Source organism: Mycolicibacterium flavescens (genome assembly GCF_001722335.1).
In the GTDB taxonomy this organism is placed as follows: Bacteria; Actinomycetota; Actinomycetes; order Mycobacteriales; family Mycobacteriaceae; genus Mycobacterium; species Mycobacterium flavescens.
Map to the genome: position 1 here is coordinate 1 of NZ_MIHA01000015.1, position 15,560 is coordinate 15,560.

The following is a 15,560-nucleotide window of genomic DNA, read 5'->3' on the forward strand; positions in this document are numbered from 1 at the left end:
TCTCAGCCCAATCCTCCACAGACAACATTCCCTTCTGGTCCTCCTGGCTCGACTAAAGCCAGGCCACCGGACCAGGGGGTCAATTTTCAGTTGCCGCGCCGGGGTCAGATTTCACGTGCCGTCGACACCGCACCCGCACCCGGGAGAGACCGAACTTGCGCAGGTGCCCCCGCGGCCTTCCGTCGATGGCGTCGCGATTCCGCAGCCTGACCGGGCTGGCATCCCGCGGGAGCCGTTGTAACGCAGCGACGGCCGCGGCACGTTCATCGGATGTGCCCCGGCGAACGGCATCTTTGAGTTCTGCCCGCCGCTGCGCGTACCGGGCAGCAGTAAGCTGTCGCTGCTCGTTCTTGGCGATCTTGGACTTCTTGACCATCAGCGCTCCTCGCGGAAGTCGACGTGGCGGCGGATGATCGGGTCGTACTTGCGCAGTACCATCCGCTCCGGGTCGTTACGCCGGCTCTTTCGGGTGATGTACGTGTAGCCTGTGCCAGCCGTCGAGCGCAGCTTGACGATCGGCCGAATATCGGTGCGCGCCATCAGAGTTTCTGCCCCTGCTTGCGAAGTCGCGCAATGACCGCCTCGATCCCGTCACGGTCGATGACCTTGATTCCTTTGGCGCTGACCCGAAGCTTGACCCGGCGGCCCTCCGAAGGCAGGTGATACGTCTTCGTCTGGATGTTCGGATTCCAGCGCCGACGGGTGCGGCGGTGTGAGTGCGACACGTTGTTGCCGAACCCCGGCGATCGGCCGGTCACCTGGCAATGAGCGGACATGTTCCTCCTTACCTCGCATACGCTAATGTTAATGATAATCATTTTCAAGAAGGAGGTCGTGTGCGTACTCCAGTGGTAATGGTCTGCGGTCAGGGTGATACCGACGGCGTTCGCGAGGTTCTGGTCCGCACTGCGGGCACCGCGGTGGTCAAACACGCCTACGACGGCCACGTGGTGGTGCGCACCGTGCGCATAGGAGCCTCGACGTCGGAATGGCCGCTGGAATTGGTCCGCGGTTGCGTCACGTGCACCGTCCGCGAAGACCTCCTCGTCCTACTTCGTCGGCTCCATCGTCGCAGCGACGTGAATCGTATTGTGGTGCAACTGATACCGTGGTTGGAGCCGGAACCGGTGTGCTGGGCGATCGACAACGTCCGTGTACGCGTCGGCCCCGGTTACATCGACGGCCCGGCAGCGCGCGACGTACGCGTCGACGCGGTCGTTACGACTGTCGACGCCGCCGTCTGGCTGAGCCAAGCCATCGGCGACGACGACCTCGAGGACGGACGCACAGTTGCCCAGGTGGTCGTCGGCCAAGCCGAATTCGCCGACGTGTTAGTGCTCACCGAACCGCATTCACAGACCCTGAAAGTGCTGCGCCGGTTGGCACCGCGGGCCCGATTGACAGTTGGGGCCGAGCGCGTCGAGATGGCACTGGCGAACCTCGAATCTGACAGCCGCCGCGGACGCAGCGACAGCCCGCACGATCCATTGCTCGCAGGCCAACCGTCGCTCGATGCCGACGGTGACGTCGGGCTTTTGTTGTTCTCCGCACGCAGGCCCTTCCATCCTCAGCGACTGCACAATGCGCTGGACCTGCTGCTCGACGGTGTGGTGCGCACCCGGGGCCGGCTGTGGCTGGCCAACCGATTCGACGACATCATGTGGCTCGAATCGGCGGGCGGCGGAATGCGTTTCGAGTATGCCGGACGCTGGCTTGCCGCGTTGAGCCCCCGCGAACTGGCATATGCCGATCCACATCGCTGCGCGCTTGCCGCAGCTGACTGGCACGACCGGTTTGGTGATCGCCACGTGTCGATCACCGTGCTGGTGTGCGGAGCGGAACCCGAAGACGTCGTCGACGCACTGCGTGGTGCGCTGCTGACCGACGACGAGTGGTCGAACCCGCACGACTGGCGGAGCTACCCGGACCCCTTCGGCGACTGGCACGAAGATCCGTGCGACGACATGGCCGAGCACATCGGCGAGTTGCGCACACGGCAAGAAGGTGAGGACCGATGAGAGAAGGCATCCATCCCGACTACCACCCGGTGTCGAATGGCACGACGGACGCGTGTACCCGCTCGGCCGGTCAGGTGGAGAAGTTCCGTCGCCGGTACGGGAGTGCCCACACCTAGAGTTGGCGCATGCGCCTCAAGCTGGGCCGGCCGGACCTGAGCGACTACGCGGGCTACCGCGACGCGCCACCGGCCACCGCGGATTCACCGCTGTCGGTGACCTGGGCCGGGGTCACCACGCTGCTGATCGACGACGGCGAGTCGGCGCTGATGACCGACGGGTTCTTCACCCGGCCAGGTCTCGCCGCGGTCGGACTGCGGCGGCTGGCCCCGTCGGCGCCGCGCATCGACGGCTGCCTGGCCCGCCTGGGCGTCGAACGGCTCGAGGCGGTGCTGCCGGTGCACACGCACTACGACCACGTCATGGACAGCGCCGTGGTGGCCGAGCGGACCGGCGCCAAACTGGTCGGCGGCCGCTCGGCGGCCCAGGTGGGGCTCGGGCACCGGCTGCCCGAGGACCGCGTTGTCGTGGCCACTCCCGGACGGGCGATCGAACTGGGCCGCTACGAGGTCACGCTGATCGAGGGGCACCACTGCCCGCCCGACCGGTTCCCCGGCGTCATCACCGCACCCGTGGTGCCGCCGGTCAAAGTGTCGGCGTACCGGTGCGGTGAGGCGTGGTCGACGGTGGTGCACCACCGGCCGTCGGGGCGGCGGCTGTTGATCGTCGGCAGCGCAGGCTTCATGCCCGGTGCGCTGGCCGGCCAGAACGCCGATGTCGTGTACCTGGGCGTCGGGCAACTCGGCCTGCAACCCGAGAGCTATCTCGTCGACTACTGGGCCGAGACCGTCCGCACCGTCGGTGCCCGCCGCGTGGTGCTCGTGCACTGGGACGACTTCTTCCGTCCGCTGCACGCACCGCTGCGCGCGCTGCCGTACGCCGCCGACGATCTCGACGTCTCGATGCGGGTGCTGACGCGATTGGCCGACGCCGACGGGGTCACGATGCACCTGCCGGTGCTCTGGCAACGCGACGACCCGTGGCGCTGACCCTGGCGCTGGCCGCGCTGGCGGTCGTGCTGGTGTTCGCGGTCGTGCGGCCGCACCGGTGGCCCGAAGCGGTGGTCGCGATGCCCGCGGCCGCGCTGCTGATCGGCGCCGACGTCGTCTCGGTCGACGAGGCGCTCGCCGAGGTCGGCCGGCTGCTGCCGGTGGTGGGCTTCCTGGCCGCGGTGCTGGTGCTCGCCCGGCTGTGCGCGGACGAAGGTGTGTTCCGGGCCGCCGGCGAGGTGATGGCCCGCACCGCCCGCGGCAGCCAGAACCGCTTGCTGGCAACGATTTTCGGGATAGCCGCGGCGACGACGGCGATCTTGAGCCTGGATGCGACCGTGGTGCTGCTGACCCCGGTGGTGCTGGCGATGGCGCGGCTGCTGCAGGTGCCCGCCGCCCCGCACGCGTATGCGACGGCCCATCTGGCCAACAGTGCCTCGCTGCTGTTTCCGGTGTCGAACCTGACCAACCTGCTGGCCTTCACCACCGCGGGGCTGTCGTTCCTGCATTTCACCGCGCTGATGTCGCTGCCGTGGCTGGCGGCCATCGCGGTCGAATTCATCGTGCTGCGTTGGGTTTTCCGCCGCGATCTGGCTGCCGCCCCGGTGGTCGAGTCCCGCGCCGAGGTACACACACCGGTGTTCGCGCTGGTGGTGCTCGGCGCGACGCTGGCCGGGTTCGTCATCGCCTCCATGCTCGGCCACTCCCCGGCGTGGGCGGCACTCGGCGGTGTGATCGTGCTGGGCGCGACGTCGTTGGCGCGCCGCCGCAGCACGGTCAGGCATCTGGTCGGCGCCGCCGACATCCCGTTCCTGGTATTCGTGCTGTGCCTGGGCGTGGTGGTGGACGCGGTCATGGTCAACGGCCTCGGCGACGCGATGCAACCGGTGTTGCCGACCGGCGACACGTTGCCCGCACTGCTCGGGATCGCCGCCGTCGCAGCGGTGTTGTCGAACCTGGTCAACAACCTGCCCGCGGTGCTGGTGCTGCTGCCGTTGGTCGCCGCGACCGGGCCCGCCGCGGTGCTGGCCGTGCTGATCGGGGTGAACATCGGCCCGAACCTGACCTACGTCGGGTCGCTGGCCAACCTGCTGTGGCGCGGTGTCGTCCGGCGCGACATGGCCGCGGGGCCCGCGGAGTTCACCCGCATCGGGTTGTGCACCGTGCCCGCCACGCTGGTGCTGTCGGTGGCGGGCCTGTGGGTCACCCTGCAGTTGTTCGGCACCTCATGACGCCGAGCAGACGCAAAGTGACCTGAAAACCCATGAAAGTAGGACACTTTGCGACTGCTCGCGGGGCTGAGTTAGCGGGTGCGGCGCTGGCGCGCGACCTCGGCGAGCACCACACCGGCGGCCACCGACGCATTGAGCGACTCCGTCGGCCCGGCCATCGGGATCGACACCACGGCATCGCACGTCTCACGCACCAGCCGCGACAGCCCCTTACCCTCCGAGCCGACCACCACGACGATCGGGCCGGACCCGTCGAGTTCGTCGACCGTGGTGTCACCGTCGGCGTCCAGACCGACGATCTGCAGACCCGCGTCGGCCCAACTCTTCAGTGCGCGCGTCAGATTCGGGGCCCGGGCGACCGGAACCCGCGCGGCCGCGCCTGCGCTGGTCCGCCAGGCGACCGCGGTCACCGACGCCGAACGGCGCTGCGGGATCAGCACGCCGTGCCCGCCGAACGCCGCGACCGATCGTACGATCGCGCCGAGATTTCGCGGATCGGAGATGTTGTCGAGCGCGACCAGCAGCGCGGGCGACCCGTCGGCGGTGACCGCCGAGAGCAGGTCGTCCGGGTGCGCGTAGGAGTACGGCGGGATCTGCAGCGCCAGGCCCTGGTGCAGACCGTTGGCGGAGAGCCGGTCCAGATCATGGCGCTGCACCTCGAGGATCGAGATGCCCGCATCGGCGGCCAGTTGCACCGATTCGGTGAGCCGCTCGTCGGCCTCGGTGCCCAACACGACGTACAGCGCGGTCGCGGGCACCTTCGCGCGCAGACACTCCAGCACCGGGTTGCGGCCGAGCACGATCTCGGTGTCGTCGGTCTTCTTGCCGCTCTGCCGTCGCGCCTGCGCCTTGTTCGCCCGCTTGGCCGCCGGATGGTTCGGGCGCAGATGGGCCGGCGGTGTCGCGCCGCGACCCTCCAGGCCGCGCCTGCGCACCCCGCCCGACCCGACCGTCGGCCCCTTCTTCGTCCCCGGCTTGCGGACCGCGCCGCGGCGCTTGGAGTTGCCCGCCATCATCTGCCTCCGCCGTCGAGCAATGTCCACTGCGGCCCGTCGGCAGTGTCGGTGACCTCGATGCCTGCGGCTTTGAGACGGTCGCGGATCGCGTCCGCCTCCGCCCAGTCCCGCCGCGCGCGGGCGTCTTCGCGTCGCTTGACCTCCGCGCGTACCAGCACGTCGACCGCGGCCAGGGCCGCCGACGTCTCGTCCTTGGACTCCCACCGCTCGTCGAGCGGGTCGGCGCCCAGGATGCCCATCATCGCGCGGATGGACCTCGCCTGGGTGAGCGCCGCCTCGTGGTCACCGGCGTCGAGTGCGCGGTTGCCCTCGGCGCGCGCGGCGTGCACCTCGGCCAGCGCGATCGGCACCGACAGGTCGTCGTCGAGCGCGGCGGCGAACTTCGGGGTCCACTCCCCGGGCTCCACCGCGCCGACGCGGTTGCGCACCCGGTGCAGGAAGTCCTCGATCCCCGAGTACGCCCTGGCCGCGTCGGCCAGCGCCGTCTCGGAGAACTCGAGCATCGAGCGGTAGTGCGCGCTGCCCAGGTAGTAGCGCAGTTCGGCGGCTCGAACGCGTTGCAGCACAGCGGGAATCGCCAGAACGTTACCCAGCGACTTGCTCATCTTCTCGCCGCCCATCGTCACCCAGCCGTTGTGCAGCCAGTACCGGGCGAACGGATCGCCCGCGGCCTCGGCCTGGGCGATCTCGTTCTCGTGGTGCGGGAAGATCAGGTCCATGCCGCCGGCGTGAATGTCGAACTCGGGCCCCAGGTAGCTCTCGCACATCGCCACGCATTCGGTGTGCCAGCCGGGGCGGCCGCGGCCCCACGGCGTCGGCCACGACGGCTCACCGGGTTTGGCGCCCTTCCACAGCGTGAAGTCGCGCTGGTCGCGTTTACCGGTCGCGACGCCCTCGCCCTGGTGCACGTCGTCGATCTTGTGGCCCGACAGCTTGCCGTATCCGGGTTCGGGGAGCAGGCTGGCCACGCTGAAGTACACGTCCCCGTCGCCGGTGTAGGCGTGACCGCGCTCGATCAGCCGCTCGATCAGCTCGACCATCTGGGTGATGTGCCCGGTGGCCCGCGGCTCCGCGGACGGCGGCATCACCCCGAGCGCGTCGTAGGCGGCCGAGAACGCGCGCTCGTAAGTCGCGGCCCACTCCCACCACGGCCGGCCCGCGTCGGCGGCCTTGTTGAGGATCTTGTCGTCGATGTCGGTGACGTTGCGGATGAACGCGACGTCGAAGCCTTTGGCCAGCAGCCAACGCCGCAACACGTCGAACGCGACGCCGCTGCGTACGTGGCCGATGTGGGGCAGTCCCTGGACCGTGGCGCCGCACAGATAGATCGACACGTGACCGGGGCGCACCGGCACGAAGTCACGGACGGCGCCCGTCATCGTGTCGTAAAGCCGCAGATCGGTCACGGGCGGCCAGCTTACCGGCCTAATCGCCCTCCACCACCAACGCGGTCGCGATCGCGGCCAGGCCCTCACCGCGGCCGGTCAGACCGAGACCGTCGGTGGTGGTCGCACTCACCGACACCGGCGCGTGCAGCAGCTCCGTGAGCACCGCCTGGGCCTCCGCGCGTCGCGGTCCGACCTTGGGGCGGTTGCCGATCACCTGGACCGCGGCGTTGACCACCCGGAAACCGCGTTCGGTGAGCAGATCGTGGACGTGGCGCAACATGGTCGCGCCGCCGGCGTCGCGCCACTGCGGGCGGCCGGTGCCGAAGACCTCGCCGAGGTCACCCAGCCCGGCCGCCGAGAGCAGCGCATCGCAGAGGGCGTGTGCGGCCACGTCGCCATCGGAGTGGCCGGCACAGCCGTCGGCATCGTCGAACAGCAGGCACAGCAACCAACACGGTCGCCCGGCCTGAATGGGATGTACGTCGGTGCCGAGCCCGACTCGCGGCAGGCTCGTCATCTCCGTCAGGAAGCGGCGGCGAGTGCCTCGTCGAGGATGGTCGCGGCCTTCTCGTCATCGGTGTTCTCGGCCAGCGCCAGCTCGCCCACCAGGATCTGCCGCGCCTTGGCCAGCATCCGCTTCTCGCCGGCGGACAGGCCGCGCTCCTGGTCCCGTCGCCACAGGTCACGAACGACCTCGGCGACCTTGTTCACGTCACCGGAAGCGAGCTTCTCGAGATTGGCCTTGTACCGCCGCGACCAGTTGGTCGGCTCCTCGGTATGGGGGGCGCGGAGCACCTGGAAAACCTTGTCCAGGCCCTCCTGTCCGACCACGTCGCGCACCCCGACATACTCCGCGTTCTCGGCGGGCACTCGAACCGTGAGGTCCCCCTGGGCGACCTTCAAGACGAGGTATTCCTTCTGCTCGCCTTTGATGGTTCGGGTTTCGATTGCCTCGATCAACGCAGCACCGTGGTGGGGATATACAACGGTGTCTCCGACCTTGAAAATCATCAGTTTCGAGCCCCTTTCACGACTCCATGTTACCACGGGACGCAGTCGGGGGTGAACCAACTGCGCAGGTCAGGGGCACCACGACCGTTTGCGGGGGGTTGACACACCGGCGGATCCATGCATCGCGGAGGCCCTGGCGAGGTAGCTGTCCTGCGGTGTTGATCATCACTTTCGGGTGCCGCTGTGATAGCTGCCGGGCCCCAGCGGGCGCTTGCGCCGACCTCAGCTACCGCGACCCGGACGCACCTACTACTCTGCATAGTCGAACACCGCGACCGCACCGGTCGCCGCGACGGTCGAGCAGGAGGCACGAGTGGTCCGCTTCAAACTGGTCGCCGGTGGGCTGGCCGCCGCAATCGCGCTCAGCGGGTGCAGCGCCGGACAGGTCTCGCAGACCGCCACCCAGGAGCCCGCGGTCAACGGCACGAGCGCCAACCTCGGCCCCATCGCGCTGCGCAACGTGCATCTGCAGGCTGAGCAGGTCACCGACTTCATCCAGCCCGGCACCGAGGTCGAACTGATCTTCCAGGCCTCCAACGACTCACCCGACACCGGCGACAAGCTGCTCGAGATCACCTCGGACGTCGGCACCGTGACGCTGACCGGGGAAACCACGCTGGCCCCCAGCGGTGCGCTCACCGTCGGCGCCCCGGACGGACAGATCACCCCGCTGGAGAGCGTGGAGGCAGCCGAGGCGGCCGAGGCCAAAGTCGAGCTGACCAAGCCGATCACCAACGGGCTGACCTACGACTTCACGTTCACGTTCGAGAAGGCCGGCGACGCCGTGGTGGCGGTGCCGATCTCGGCGGGTGAGACGCCCCGGCGCGAAGACCCCGCATCGGCCGGCGGACACGGCGGCGGGCACGGCGGCGGGCACTAGCCCAGCCGCGACACGGCCGCTGGTGGCCGGTTTCTGTCGGAGCCAACCGATACCGTCACTTCGTGGCTAAAGGTGGCACCAAAACGCATTCGCAGTACCGCTGTTCGGAATGCCATCACGTCACGCTCAAGTGGGTCGGGCGCTGCCCGGAGTGCGGCACCTGGGGCACGGTCGACGAGGTAGCCGTGCTTTCGGCGGTGGCCGGTTCCGCGTCGCGGCGCACGGTCGCCCCGGCGTCGCCCGCGGTGCCGATCAGTTCCATCGACCCCGGTCGCACCCGGCACTTCCCGACCGCTGTCGCCGAACTGGACCGCGTGCTCGGCGGCGGGCTGGTGCCGGGCTCGGTGACCCTGCTGGCCGGCGATCCCGGGGTCGGCAAGTCGACGCTGCTGCTGGAGGTGGCCCACCGCTGGGCGTGCGCCGGTAAACGCGCGCTGTATCTGTCCGGCGAGGAGTCCGCGGGTCAGATCCGGATGCGCGCCGAACGCACCGGGTGTACGCACGACGACGTCTATCTGGCCGCCGAGTCGGATCTGTCCACCGCGCTCGGGCATATCGACGCGGTGCAGCCGGGTCTGGTGGTGGTCGACTCGGTGCAGACGATGTCGACCACCGAGGCCGACGGCGTCACCGGCGGCGTCACCCAGGTGCGGGCGGTCACCACCGCGCTGACCATGGCGGCGAAGACCTCCGGCGTCGCGATGATCCTCGTCGGCCACGTCACCAAAGACGGCGCCATCGCCGGGCCGCGGTCACTGGAGCATCTCGTCGACGTGGTGCTGCACTTCGAAGGCGACCGCACCTCGTCGCTGCGCATGGTCCGCGGTGTCAAGAACCGGTTCGGCGCCGCCGACGAGGTGGGCTGCTTCCTGTTGCACGACAACGGGATCGAAGGAGTCGCCGACCCCTCAGGCCTGTTCCGCGACCAGCGGCCCAAGCCGGTGCCGGGCACGGCGATCACCGTCACGCTCGACGGTAAGCGGCCGCTGATCGGCGAGGTGCAGGCACTGATCGGGGCGACGGCGAACGGCACCCCGCGGCGGGCGGTCAGCGGAATCGACTCGTCGCGCGCGGCGATGATCACCGCCGTCCTGGACCGGCACGCCGGGCTGGCCGTGTCGTCACGCGACGTATATCTGTCGACGGTCGGCGGCATGCGGATGACCGACCCGTCCACCGATCTGGCGGTCGCCGTAGCGATCGCGTCCTCGGTGATGGACCTGCCGGTGCCCGCCGCGACAGTGGCCATCGGCGAGGTCGGCCTGGCCGGAGATCTGCGCCGGGTGACGGGCATGGACCGGCGGCTCGCCGAGGCGGCGCGGCTGGGATTCACCAGCGCGGTGATCCCACCCGGGGTCAGCTCGGTACCTGCCGGTCTGCGGGCGATCACCGCCGACAACATCTCCTCGGCGTTGCGGGTGCTGCGCAACATCAGCAAAGATCAGCTGCAGTAGACCGCTGACAGGAGGGGGCGCGATGGCCGTGAAGGGCGCCAGATCCGGCCGTACCGTCGTGCCGCTGGCCCGGCCCACGATGCGCGAGACCATCGCCCGGCTGGCGCCGGGGACCGCCCTGCGCGACGGTCTGGAACGCATCCTGCGGGGCCGCACCGGCGCGCTGATCGTGATCGGGTACGACGAGAGCGTCGAGACGATCTGCGACGGCGGATTCTCCCTCGACGTCCGCTACGCGCCGACCCGGCTGCGGGAGCTGTCCAAGATGGACGGCGCGGTGGTGCTGTCCAGCGACGGCAACCACATCCTGCGGGCCAACGTGCAGCTGGTGCCCGACCCGTCGATCCCGACCGAGGAGTCCGGCACCCGGCACCGCTCGGCGGAGCGCGCGGCGATCCAGACCGGCTATCCGGTGATCTCGGTGAGCCATTCGATGAGCATCGTGACCGTCTACGTCGCCGGGGAGCGGCACGTGGTGCCGGACTCGGCGACCATCCTGTCGCGGGCCAACCAGACCATCGACACCCTGGAGCGCTACAAGACCCGCCTCGACGAGGTCAGCAGGCAGCTGTCCACCGCCGAGATCGAGGACTTCGTCACGCTGCGCGACGTGATGACCGTCGTCCAGCGCCTCGAAATGGTGCGCCGCATCAGCCTCGAGATCGATTCGGACGTCGTCGAACTCGGCACCGACGGCCGTCAGCTCAAACTTCAGCTCGAGGAACTCGTCGGCGACAACGACACCGCCCGCGAGCTGATCGTGCGCGACTACCACGCCAACCCGGATCCCCCGTCGGCCGCGCAGGTCAGCGCCACACTGGAGGAACTCGACGGCCTCTCGGACAACGAGCTGCTCGACTTCACTACGCTGGCAAGGGTTTTCGGGTATCCGTCCACCATCGAGGCGCAGGACTCGGCAATGAGCTCGCGGGGATACCGCGCGATGGCGGGGATCCCGCGGCTGCAGTTCGCCCACGTGGATCTGCTGGTGCGCAACTTCGGTTCGCTGCAGGGGCTGCTCGCGGCCAGCGCCGGCGATCTGCAGTCGGTCGACGGCATCGGCTCGATGTGGGCGCGCCACATCCGGGAGGGACTCTCACAGCTGGCCGAGTCGACGATCGCCGACCGGCTGGCCTGACGTCAGCCCGCCGGTGGCGGCGGAGCGCCGTCCACGGGCGGCGGCGTCTGCGGGTTCTCGGCGAGGATGAACGGCACCGCCGCAGACCTCAGGTTGCCCAACTGCACGACCAGGTTGTACGTGCCGGGACCGATCGGCGGGCGCGGCAGCGGGCACCCCGGCGCCGAGCCCATACCGGTCCAGGTCACCTCGGTGGTCACCTGCTCGCCGGGCTGGAACAGTTTGACCAGCGTCTCGTTCGACGGCGCGCAGTCGAGGTTCGACCACAGCCGGGCGTTCTCCAACGAGTACACGTAGGCGGCCAGCACCGCGGCGCCGACGTCACGCTTGCACGCGACCAGACCGATGTTGGTGACGACCATCGTGAACTTGGGCTGCTCGCCGACCACGTACTGCGGCTGGTTCGTGATGCCCTTGACCGCCAGCGTCGAGTCCGGGCAGTCGTCACCCTCGTTGAGCACCGGCGGCGGGATGACTGCCGCCGACGGGGTCGGGGTCGGCGGCGGGGCGTCCTGCGCCGGCGGCATCACCGGGGTTTTCACCTCGGGGTTCTCCCCCGGCAGCGGGGTCGGCGCGGCCTCCGCGGATTCCGACGATTCGGCGTTGGTGTTCTGCGCGTCGCCCGAGCCGGTGTTCTTCACGACCACCAGCACAATCGCCGCGACCACGGCGATCACGAGGACCGCGATGCCCAGCGCTAAAGCCCTACGACGCCAGTAGATCTGCGTCGGCAGCGGGCCATGCGGTTCCAGGTCGAGCACAAGTTCACGATAAGCCCAGGTCACGCCATATCGGGCCAGGCGGCCCGGCGTGTCGTGCTCAGCCTTCGCCGATGTCGCCCAGGTGGTCGCGCAGCACCACCCGGCCGTCGGACAGCTGGTAGGTGACGCCGACGATCGCGAGATCACCCGAAGCGACCCGCTCGGCGACCGTGGTGGAGCGCGCCAGCAGCTGGGTTCCGGTCTCGGTGACGTGCCTGGCCTCGAACTCGTCGACCCGGCTCAACCCGTCCCTGCGGCCGAGCAGGATCGACGGCATCACCCGTTCGACGATGTCGCGCACGTAGCCGCCGGGCACCACGCCGTCGTCGAGCGCCGCCAGCGTGGCCTTGACCGCGCCGCAGCTGTCGTGGCCCAGCACCACGATCAGCGGCACGTCGAGCACCGCGACCGCGTACTCCACCGAGCCCAGCACGGCCGAGTCGATGACGTGGCCGGCGGTGCGCACCACGAACATGTCGCCAAGGCCCTGATCGAAGATCAGCTCGGCGGCCACCCGGCTGTCGCCGCAGCCGAACACCACCGCGGTCGGCTTCTGGGAGGCCGTCAGGCTGGCTCGGTGCTCGACGCCTTGGCTCGGGTGCACAGGCTTGCCGGCAACGAAGCGCTCGTTACCCTCCTTGAGTGCTTTCCATGCGGTCACTGGGCTGGTGTTGGGCATGACCGACATTGTGCCTCAGCTGGTCGACTGGTATGACCGCGAGCAGCGCAATCTGCCCTGGCGGCGCCCCGGCGTGAGTCCCTGGCAGGTGCTGGTCAGCGAATTCATGCTCCAGCAGACGCCGGTGGCGCGTGTCGAGCCGGTGTGGCTGGCGTGGGTGGCGCGCTGGCCGACCCCGTCGGCGACGGCCGCCGCCAGCGCCGCCGACGTGCTGCGCGCCTGGGGAAAGCTGGGGTATCCGCGCCGCGCCAAGCGGCTGCACGAGTGTGCGACGGTGATCGCCACCCGATACGACGACGTGGTGCCGTCCGACGTCGAGACCCTGCTGAGCCTGCCCGGGGTCGGGGCGTACACCGCCAGGGCGGTCGCGTGCTTCGCCTACCGCAGGCGGGTGCCCGTCGTCGACACCAACGTGCGGCGCGTGGTCGCGCGGGTGGTGCACGGCCGTGCCGACGCCGCGCCGTCGTCGTCGCCGCGCGACCTGGCCGACGTCGAGGAACTGCTGCCGGACGAGGCGCTGGCGCCCAAGTTCTCGATCGCGCTGATGGAACTGGGTGCGACGGTGTGCACGGCCCGCACGCCGCGGTGCGAGCTGTGCCCGTTGAGCGTCTGCGCGTGGCGCTCGCGCGGCTTCCCCGCCTCGACCGGGCCGGCCCGCCGCGTGCAGCGCTACGCGGGCACCGACCGCCAGGTGCGGGGACGGCTGCTGGATGTGTTGCGCGGCAACGATTCCCCGGTCACCCGCGCCGAACTCGACGTGGTGTGGTTGTCGGACCCGGCCCAGCGCGACCGGGCGCTGGATTCGCTGCTGACCGACGGCCTCGTCGAGCAGACCGCCGACGGCCGCTTCGCGCTGGCCGGCGAGGGCGACTAGGCCGGCATCATCTCGGTAGTGTCCGGCCCGGTTGCGCCGCAGGCGAACCGGCGCCGGTAGTCGGACGGTGTCACGCCGATGATCCGGCGGAAGTGGTGGCGCAGCAGTGTCGCGGTGCCGAACCCGCTGCGCTCGGCGATGCGGTCCACGTCGAGGTCGGTCTCCTCGAGCAGGGTGCGGGCGTAGAGCACCCGCTGATCGGTCACCCACTGCATCGGCGTGCGCCCGGTCTCCTCGACGAAGCGGCGGGCGAAGGTGCGGGCCGACATGTGCGCCCTGGCCGCCAGGGTGGCGACGGTGTGCGGCTTGTCGAGGTTGCCCAGGATCCAATCGAGATGCGGCGCAAAGCGTTCCGAACATCGGACCGGGATCGGCTGGTCGATGTACTGGCGCTGGCCGCCGTCGCGTTGCGGCGGAACCACCATGCGGCGGGCGATCTTGTTGGTCACTTCGCTGCCGAGTTCGCGCCGGACCAGATGCAGGCACGCGTCGATACCGGCCGCGGTGCCCGCGCTGGTGATCAGGTTGCCGTCGTCGACGAACAGCACGTTGCGGTCCACCTTGGCGGTCGGATACATCCGGGCCAGGTCGTCGGCGTGCATCCAGTGTGTGGTGCACGGCCGACCGTCGAGCAGGCCGGCGGCGCCGGCGACGAACGCGCCCGAGCACACCGTGAGGATGATCGACCCGGAGTCCGCGGCCGCCCGCACCGCGGCCAGTGCCTCCGGCAGGTAATCGGATCCGCCGATCGCGGGGATGGCCACCAGGTCGGCGCCCGCCAGGTCGTCGAGGCCGTGGTCGGGGGTCAGCGTCGCGCCCACCGACGTGCGCAGCGGCCGGCCCGGTTCGGGTCCGCACACCTTGAAGTCGAAGTTCGGCACCCCGTCGGCCGACCGGTCGATGCCGAAGACCTCGCAGATCACGCCGAACTCGAAAATCGCCAGCCCGTCGAGCACCAGCGTCGATACGCTCTTCAATGCCATGGCAGCATCTTATGCCAACGTGGCTTTCCTGCCACTGTTGGCGGGATCTTTGCTTACCAATGATTACTGCCATGACTACTGCACTGATCTTTCTCGCGATCGCGTCCCCGTTCGCGCTGACCGCGGGGCTGGCCTGGGCCGCCCACCGGTCGGGCTCGCTGCGGCTGCGCATCGACCAGTTCCGGATGGCCGCGCCTATGGCGGGCCGGGTGTTCGAGGACGACCGCGACATTGCGCGGGTCGCGCACGACCTCGAGGCCATCCGCACCCGGTTCGAACGCCACCCGGTCTGGCCGTCGTCAGGCGTGCTCGGGGAGCGTCGCTAGAAACTCCTCGACCGCCTGCCGGTAGACCTGTGGCGCGTCGTCGTGGATGAGATGACCCGCGCCGGGCACGTGCACATACGTCGTCCGGTGCCCGGTCGCGTGCATCTCGCGCATCTGCCCGGGCGGGGTCACCGAGTTGCCGGCTTCCAGCAGCAGCGACGGCACCCGCACGTCCTGCCATTCGCGCCAGTAGTCGCGGGTGCCCCATTCCGCGGCGATCTCGATCCACTTCTGCGGCCGGCCGTGCAGCCGCCAGCCGGTCGCCGTGCGGTCGAACGCCTCCAGGAAGTACTGGCCCGCGACCGGTCCGAACTCGTCGTAAACCTGTTGGGCCGAGCCGAATTCGACGGGCAGCGCGTGCACCCAGGGCTCCCACGGGCCGGTGGTGCGGCCGCGGAAGTCCGGGGCCATGTCCTCGACCACCAGCGCGGCCACCAGCTCCGGCCGCGACGCCGCCAGACACCACGAGTGCAGCGCGCCCATCGAATGCCCGATCAGCACGGCGGGCTCCCCGAGCGACGCGACCGCCTCGCCGAGTTCGTCGACGAACCGCCCGGTCCCGATCGGTTGCGGGTCGTCGACGTCGCGGCCGCGGTGCCAGGGCGCGTCGTAGGTGTAGACCCGGCCCAGCGCGCTCAGCCACGGCAGCTGCCGCGACCACGTGCTGCCGCGTCCCATCAGCCCGTGCACCAGAACCAGCGGCCGGCCGGCGCCGCCGCGCCCGGTCAGGTGCGATCGCATGCGAACATCATGC

General features: G+C 69.7%; 19 protein-coding genes. 8 read left to right on the forward strand and 11 right to left on the reverse strand.

Going from position 1 to position 15,560, the window contains the following annotated elements; genetic code table 11:
- Positions 1-79: 79 nt before the first annotated feature.
- Genes rpsN through rpmB form a run of 3 tightly spaced genes read right to left on the reverse strand, consistent with a single transcriptional unit; the run spans position 80 to position 776 of the window.
- Positions 80-376, reverse strand: coding sequence for a 30S ribosomal protein S14 (gene rpsN, locus BHQ18_RS29200; RefSeq protein WP_084294150.1), 297 nt, complete (start codon positions 374-376; stop codon positions 80-82).
- Positions 376-540, reverse strand: a complete 165-nt coding sequence (rpmG, locus tag BHQ18_RS19230; protein ID WP_069415256.1) for a 50S ribosomal protein L33 — start codon at positions 538-540, stop codon at positions 376-378. Before rpmG ends, rpsN begins: the two co-directional genes overlap by 1 nt.
- Entirely contained in the window at positions 540-776 is a 237-nt protein-coding gene (rpmB, locus tag BHQ18_RS19235; RefSeq protein ID WP_069415257.1) for a 50S ribosomal protein L28, read from the reverse strand. The genes rpmG and rpmB overlap by 1 nt, the downstream gene beginning before the upstream one ends.
- Positions 777-836: 60 nt before the next feature.
- On the opposite strand from rpmB, the gene mrf reads away from it, so the two are divergent.
- The 3 genes from mrf to BHQ18_RS19250 all read left to right on the forward strand — a co-directional run bounded on the left by mrf (position 837) and on the right by BHQ18_RS19250 (position 4,296).
- Positions 837-2,018, forward strand: a complete 1,182-nt coding sequence (gene mrf, locus BHQ18_RS19240; RefSeq protein ID WP_069415258.1) for a ribosome hibernation factor-recruiting GTPase MRF — start codon at positions 837-839, stop codon at positions 2,016-2,018.
- Positions 2,019-2,143: 125 nt separating this feature from the next.
- Positions 2,144-3,064: an MBL fold metallo-hydrolase gene (locus BHQ18_RS19245; RefSeq protein WP_069415259.1), complete on the forward strand. Its 921-nt coding sequence runs from the start codon at positions 2,144-2,146 to the stop codon at positions 3,062-3,064.
- Positions 3,055-4,296, forward strand: a complete 1,242-nt coding sequence (locus tag BHQ18_RS19250; RefSeq protein ID WP_069415260.1) for an SLC13 family permease — start codon at positions 3,055-3,057, stop codon at positions 4,294-4,296. The genes BHQ18_RS19245 and BHQ18_RS19250 overlap by 10 nt, the downstream gene beginning before the upstream one ends.
- A 71-nt stretch (positions 4,297-4,367) precedes the next feature.
- Here the strand turns inward: BHQ18_RS19250 and rlmB are convergent, their stop codons facing one another.
- From rlmB to carD, 4 genes are read right to left on the reverse strand one after another with little or no spacing between them, the layout of a single operon-like run.
- Positions 4,368-5,309, reverse strand: coding sequence for a 23S rRNA (guanosine(2251)-2'-O)-methyltransferase RlmB (rlmB, locus tag BHQ18_RS19255; RefSeq protein WP_069415261.1), 942 nt, complete (start codon positions 5,307-5,309; stop codon positions 4,368-4,370).
- The gene (gene cysS / locus BHQ18_RS19260) at positions 5,309-6,718 is read right to left on the reverse strand and encodes a cysteine--tRNA ligase (RefSeq protein WP_069415262.1); all 1,410 of its coding nucleotides are present in this window, start codon (positions 6,716-6,718) and stop codon (positions 5,309-5,311) included. The genes rlmB and cysS overlap by 1 nt, the downstream gene beginning before the upstream one ends.
- Positions 6,719-6,737: 19 nt before the next feature.
- Positions 6,738-7,217 (reverse strand): 2-C-methyl-D-erythritol 2,4-cyclodiphosphate synthase, encoded by a 480-nt coding sequence (ispF, locus tag BHQ18_RS19265; protein WP_069415263.1) that lies wholly within the window; start codon positions 7,215-7,217, stop codon positions 6,738-6,740.
- 5 nt (positions 7,218-7,222) lie between these two features.
- On the reverse strand, positions 7,223-7,711 hold the full coding sequence (gene carD / locus BHQ18_RS19270; RefSeq protein WP_003888533.1) for an RNA polymerase-binding transcription factor CarD: 489 nt from the start codon (positions 7,709-7,711) through the stop codon (positions 7,223-7,225).
- A gap of 313 nt (positions 7,712-8,024) precedes the next feature.
- Here carD and BHQ18_RS19275 point away from each other — a divergent pair, with 313 nt between their 5' ends.
- From BHQ18_RS19275 to disA, 3 genes are all read left to right on the forward strand, one after another.
- On the forward strand, positions 8,025-8,591 hold the full coding sequence (locus tag BHQ18_RS19275; RefSeq protein ID WP_069415264.1) for a copper chaperone PCu(A)C domain-containing protein: 567 nt from the start codon (positions 8,025-8,027) through the stop codon (positions 8,589-8,591).
- Between the two features lie 62 nt (positions 8,592-8,653).
- A complete protein-coding gene (gene radA / locus BHQ18_RS19280; RefSeq protein WP_069415265.1) occupies positions 8,654-10,045 on the forward strand; it encodes a DNA repair protein RadA in 1,392 nt (463 codons plus the stop codon).
- 22 nt (positions 10,046-10,067) lie between these two features.
- Positions 10,068-11,183, forward strand: a complete 1,116-nt coding sequence (gene disA, locus BHQ18_RS19285) for a DNA integrity scanning diadenylate cyclase DisA (RefSeq protein ID WP_069415266.1) — start codon at positions 10,068-10,070, stop codon at positions 11,181-11,183.
- Between the two features lie 2 nt (positions 11,184-11,185).
- Here disA and BHQ18_RS19290 read toward each other — a convergent pair whose 3' ends face one another.
- Together BHQ18_RS19290 and BHQ18_RS19295 are read right to left on the reverse strand one after the other, a co-directional pair.
- Entirely contained in the window at positions 11,186-11,944 is a 759-nt protein-coding gene (locus BHQ18_RS19290; protein WP_205866141.1) for a hypothetical protein, read from the reverse strand.
- A 58-nt stretch (positions 11,945-12,002) separates the two neighbouring features.
- A complete protein-coding gene (locus tag BHQ18_RS19295) occupies positions 12,003-12,623 on the reverse strand; it encodes a carbonic anhydrase (protein WP_069415268.1) in 621 nt (206 codons plus the stop codon).
- On the opposite strand from BHQ18_RS19295, the gene BHQ18_RS19300 reads away from it, so the two are divergent.
- A complete protein-coding gene (locus BHQ18_RS19300; RefSeq protein WP_069415269.1) occupies positions 12,622-13,497 on the forward strand; it encodes an iron-sulfur binding domain-containing protein in 876 nt (291 codons plus the stop codon). The genes BHQ18_RS19295 and BHQ18_RS19300 overlap by 2 nt on opposite strands.
- Here BHQ18_RS19300 and BHQ18_RS19305 read toward each other — a convergent pair.
- Positions 13,494-14,480 carry a helix-turn-helix domain-containing protein gene (locus BHQ18_RS19305; protein ID WP_069415270.1) on the reverse strand — a complete coding sequence of 329 codons (987 nt, stop codon included), beginning with the start codon at positions 14,478-14,480 and terminating at the stop codon, positions 13,494-13,496. The genes BHQ18_RS19300 and BHQ18_RS19305 overlap by 4 nt on opposite strands.
- A gap of 71 nt (positions 14,481-14,551) precedes the next feature.
- Between BHQ18_RS19305 and BHQ18_RS19310 the strand changes: the two genes are divergently transcribed.
- Positions 14,552-14,806 carry a hypothetical protein gene (locus BHQ18_RS19310; protein WP_069415271.1) on the forward strand — a complete coding sequence of 85 codons (255 nt, stop codon included), beginning with the start codon at positions 14,552-14,554 and terminating at the stop codon, positions 14,804-14,806.
- Here BHQ18_RS19310 and BHQ18_RS19315 read toward each other — a convergent pair.
- Positions 14,780-15,547, reverse strand: coding sequence for an alpha/beta fold hydrolase (locus BHQ18_RS19315; protein ID WP_069415272.1), 768 nt, complete (start codon positions 15,545-15,547; stop codon positions 14,780-14,782). The two genes, BHQ18_RS19310 and BHQ18_RS19315, sit on opposite strands and share 27 nt — an antisense overlap.
- Positions 15,548-15,560 lie beyond the last annotated feature (13 nt).